Here is a 3,258-nt window from a genome sequence, read left to right as displayed (position 1 = left end):
TATGGCGCTCATCCCGGCAGCGCAAAGGCAGGACATGGTCTACGACGACACCTTCTCGATTACCGTCAACGGCGAGCACCGGCGGATCGCGAAGGGCCTGACGATCGCCGACCTCGCGCTCGAACTCGGGCTCGAGCCGACGCGGGTGGCGGTCGAGCGGAACATGGAGATCGTGCCGCGCTCGACGCTCGCGGAGACGAAGATCGAGGACGGCGACGATTTCGAGATCGTCACGTTCGTTGGAGGTGGTTGATGAACGTCATGGGTAAGGTCGCCGGAGAAGACAGCTGGTCCGTCGCCGGCCGCAGCTTCCGCTCGCGGCTGATCGTCGGCACGGGCAAGTATAAGAGCTTCGAGCAAAATGCGGCTGCGGTCGAGGCGTCGGGGGCGGAGATCGTCACGGTGGCGGTGCGGCGCGTGAACATCGCGGACCCAAAGCAGCCGATGCTGACCGATTTCATCGATCCGAAGCGCTACACCTACCTTCCGAACACCGCCGGCTGCTTCACCGCGGAGGACGCGATCCGCACCCTCCGCCTGGCGCGCGAAGCAGGCGGCTGGGATCTGGTGAAGCTCGAAGTGCTCGGCGAAGCGAAAACGCTGTACCCCGACATGATCGAGACTCTGCGCGCAACCGAGATCCTTGCCAAGGAAGGCTTCCTGCCGATGGTCTACTGCGCCGACGATCCGATCGCGGCGAAGAAGCTTGAGAATGCCGGCGCGGTCGCGATCATGCCGCTCGGCGCTCCGATCGGATCGGGCCTCGGGCTCCAGAATGAAGTGATGATCCGGATCATGGTGGAGAACGCCAAGGTGCCGGTGCTGGTCGACGCCGGCGTCGGCACCGCGTCGGATGCGGCGGTGGCGATGGAGCTCGGCTGCGACGGCGTGCTCATGAACACCGCCATCGCCGAAGCCAAGGACCCGGTGTTGATGGCGCGGGCGATGAAGCTTGCAGTCGAGTCCGGCCGTCTCGCCTACCGCGCCGGCCGGATGGGCAAGCGCCGCTATGCCGACCCGTCGAGCCCGTTGGCCGGGCTGATCTAGCTAGCGCGACTTCGCGGCGACCACTTGGGCGCGATCGAGGCCCGCCGCTGCCAGCTGGGTCAATGGCGTAGGCCCCGTGATCCAGGTCGCCGCTATTCGTTCGGCCTCCGCCCTTTCCTCCGCGCTCATGGCGGCAGCTATCTCGTCCAGCTGCTTCTGCGCACCTTCGCCTACATTGCCCCGCGCGGCGATGTGGGCGAGGCGAAAAAAGGCGTGCGTCTTGGGACGCGACGGCGCGGTGCCCAGTCCGTCCCTGTAGAACACGGACAGATTGTAGAGCGACTGCGCGTCGCCCTGCTTTGCCGCGGCTTCGAACCATTTGAGGGCGGAGCGATTGTCCTCTCGCCGCGCGTAGATGATCGCGACGTCGACCTGAGCAAGCTTATAACCTGCCTCGGCCGCCTTCAGCTTGTGTCGAAGTGCCTGCTCTTCGTCGGCTTTGACGACACCTTCGAACTGCCCCGCATAATAGCAGCCCACCTTATACGCGCCAAGCGGATCGCCCGCTTCCGCGGCTCGACTGAAATGCGCAAATGCGCGCTTCGCGTCCTGGGTCACGCCAATTCCGTTGTTGTAGATCATGCCCAGGTGGTAGCTGGCCTCGGGGTCTCCCGATTGAGCGGCCTTCTCCAGCTTCTGCGCGAGCTCTGTGGACTGTGCCTGTGCGCAGGAGGCAAGGCAAAGCCCCACCACGGCAGTGATCGTCGCCAAGTGTCGCATCCTTCGCCTTTCGCTGTTTCCCTCGAAGGTAGACCAGACGGACCGAGGTGCCTACCCGTGAGCGCCTCGCCTACCTACCGGCCGCATCAAAAAGCGCCCTTACGCCAACCTGTCTAGTGTCGCGCGATCCATACTGACGGACCGTCTGCGACGGGCATTCCCGCCCGGAAGCTCACCAGCTCAAAGCCGTTCGCCTCGAGTAGCGCCCGATATTCTTCTTGCGACAGGCTTGCATGGTAGAGCGGCTCGCCTTGCCATTCGCCGATTGCTTCGCCGTGCGTGGGGCCGCTCGCAAATATCAGCGCTGCGCCAGGGGCGGCGTGGGCTGCGAAGCGGGCGAACATCGCCCGCTGATCGTCGAAGTGCAGATGGAATAAGCTGTACCAGGCGAGGATGCCGTCGAAGCGGCGGCCGAGATCGAGCTCCCGCATATCGCCGACCAGCCACTCATGCTCGGGAAAACGCTTCCGGCACATCCCGATGAGCGTCGGAGATGAGTCCAGCCCGGTCACCTTGAAGCCACTCTCGATCAGGTGACGGGCGACCGGCTGGCCGCCGCCGCAGCCGAGGTCGAGAATATTGGCGCCTGGCGGGACGAGCGCCGCGAATGCGTCGATCCATTCCCGCTCCCCCAGCGTCGTCCCCCGCGCCTCGTCCCAGGCGGCGGCGGTCTCCTCATAAAGGCCGATGATCCGCTCGTGCATCGGAACGCGCTCTCCACTGACGCTTTTGGCTGCTGACAGGAGGAAGAAGATGGCAGACTTCGCCGCCTCGCGCGAGAAGATGGTCGAGCGGCAGATCGCCGCGCGCGGAATCCATGATCAGAGGATATTGGAGGCGTTCCGCGCCGTGCCTCGCGAAGAGTTTGTCCCGGAGCATCTCCGCGAATTCGCGTTCGAGGATTCGCCGCTGCCGATCGAGGCGGACCAGACGATCTCGCAGCCGTATATCGTCGCCCTGATGCTGGAGGCGGCGGAGCTTGAGGGCTCCGACATCGTGCTCGAGGTGGGCGCCGGATCGGGCTATGCGGCCGCCGTCCTCGCGCAGATCGTCGATCAGGTGATCGCGATCGAGCGGCATTCGGAGCTGGCGGAGCTTGCCGGCGAGCGGATGGAGCGGCTCGGCTACGACAACGTGTCCATCTACGAGGGCGACGGCACGCGCGGCTATCCGGAGAAGGGGCCGTTCGACGCGATCATCGTCTCGGCGAGCGGGAGCCATGTGCCCGAAGTGCTGCTCGCCCAGCTGGAGGTGGGCGGTCGGCTGGTGATGCCGATCGGGGAGCCGCACGAGGTCCAGAAGCTGCTTAAGATCACCCGCGTCAGCAAAGAGGATTATGAGCAGGAGGAGTTGGGCGCGGTCCGCTTCGTGCCGCTGATCGGCGCGCATGCCTGGGACGAGAAAGGCGGCCGGTCCGATCCGCGCTCGCTCCCGGAGCTGATCCGCGACGCCGCCGAGCCGCTGCCGGAGCTCGACGACCCCGCTTTCGGC

Annotated in this window: 3 protein-coding genes and 1 pseudogene; 2 read left to right on the top strand and 2 right to left on the bottom strand. The window is 65.5% G+C overall.

Annotation, left to right across the window (positions count from 1 at the left end):
* Positions 1 to 34: 34 nt before the first annotated feature.
* A pseudogene (gene thiS, locus VF662_RS06260) lies at positions 35 to 1,047 on the top strand (sulfur carrier protein ThiS).
* On the opposite strand, the gene VF662_RS06255 reads toward thiS, so the two are convergent.
* On the bottom strand, positions 1,048 to 1,758 hold the full coding sequence (locus VF662_RS06255) for a tetratricopeptide repeat protein (protein WP_464138952.1): 711 nt from the start codon (positions 1,756 to 1,758) through the stop codon (positions 1,048 to 1,050).
* Positions 1,759 to 1,880: 122 nt separating this feature from the next.
* The gene (locus tag VF662_RS06250) at positions 1,881 to 2,471 is read right to left on the bottom strand and encodes a class I SAM-dependent DNA methyltransferase (RefSeq protein WP_464138951.1); all 591 of its coding nucleotides are present in this window, start codon (positions 2,469 to 2,471) and stop codon (positions 1,881 to 1,883) included.
* Positions 2,472 to 2,520: 49 nt separating this feature from the next.
* On the opposite strand from VF662_RS06250, the gene VF662_RS06245 reads away from it, so the two are divergent.
* A partial coding sequence (locus tag VF662_RS06245; protein WP_464138950.1) for a protein-L-isoaspartate(D-aspartate) O-methyltransferase occupies positions 2,521 to 3,258 on the top strand: 738 nt, incomplete at its 3' end.

Origin of the sequence: Allosphingosinicella sp., from assembly GCF_036387215.1 — a bacterium.
GTDB lineage: Bacteria > Pseudomonadota > Alphaproteobacteria > Sphingomonadales > Sphingomonadaceae > Allosphingosinicella.
This window is presented reverse-complemented; position numbering and strand designations above follow the sequence as displayed.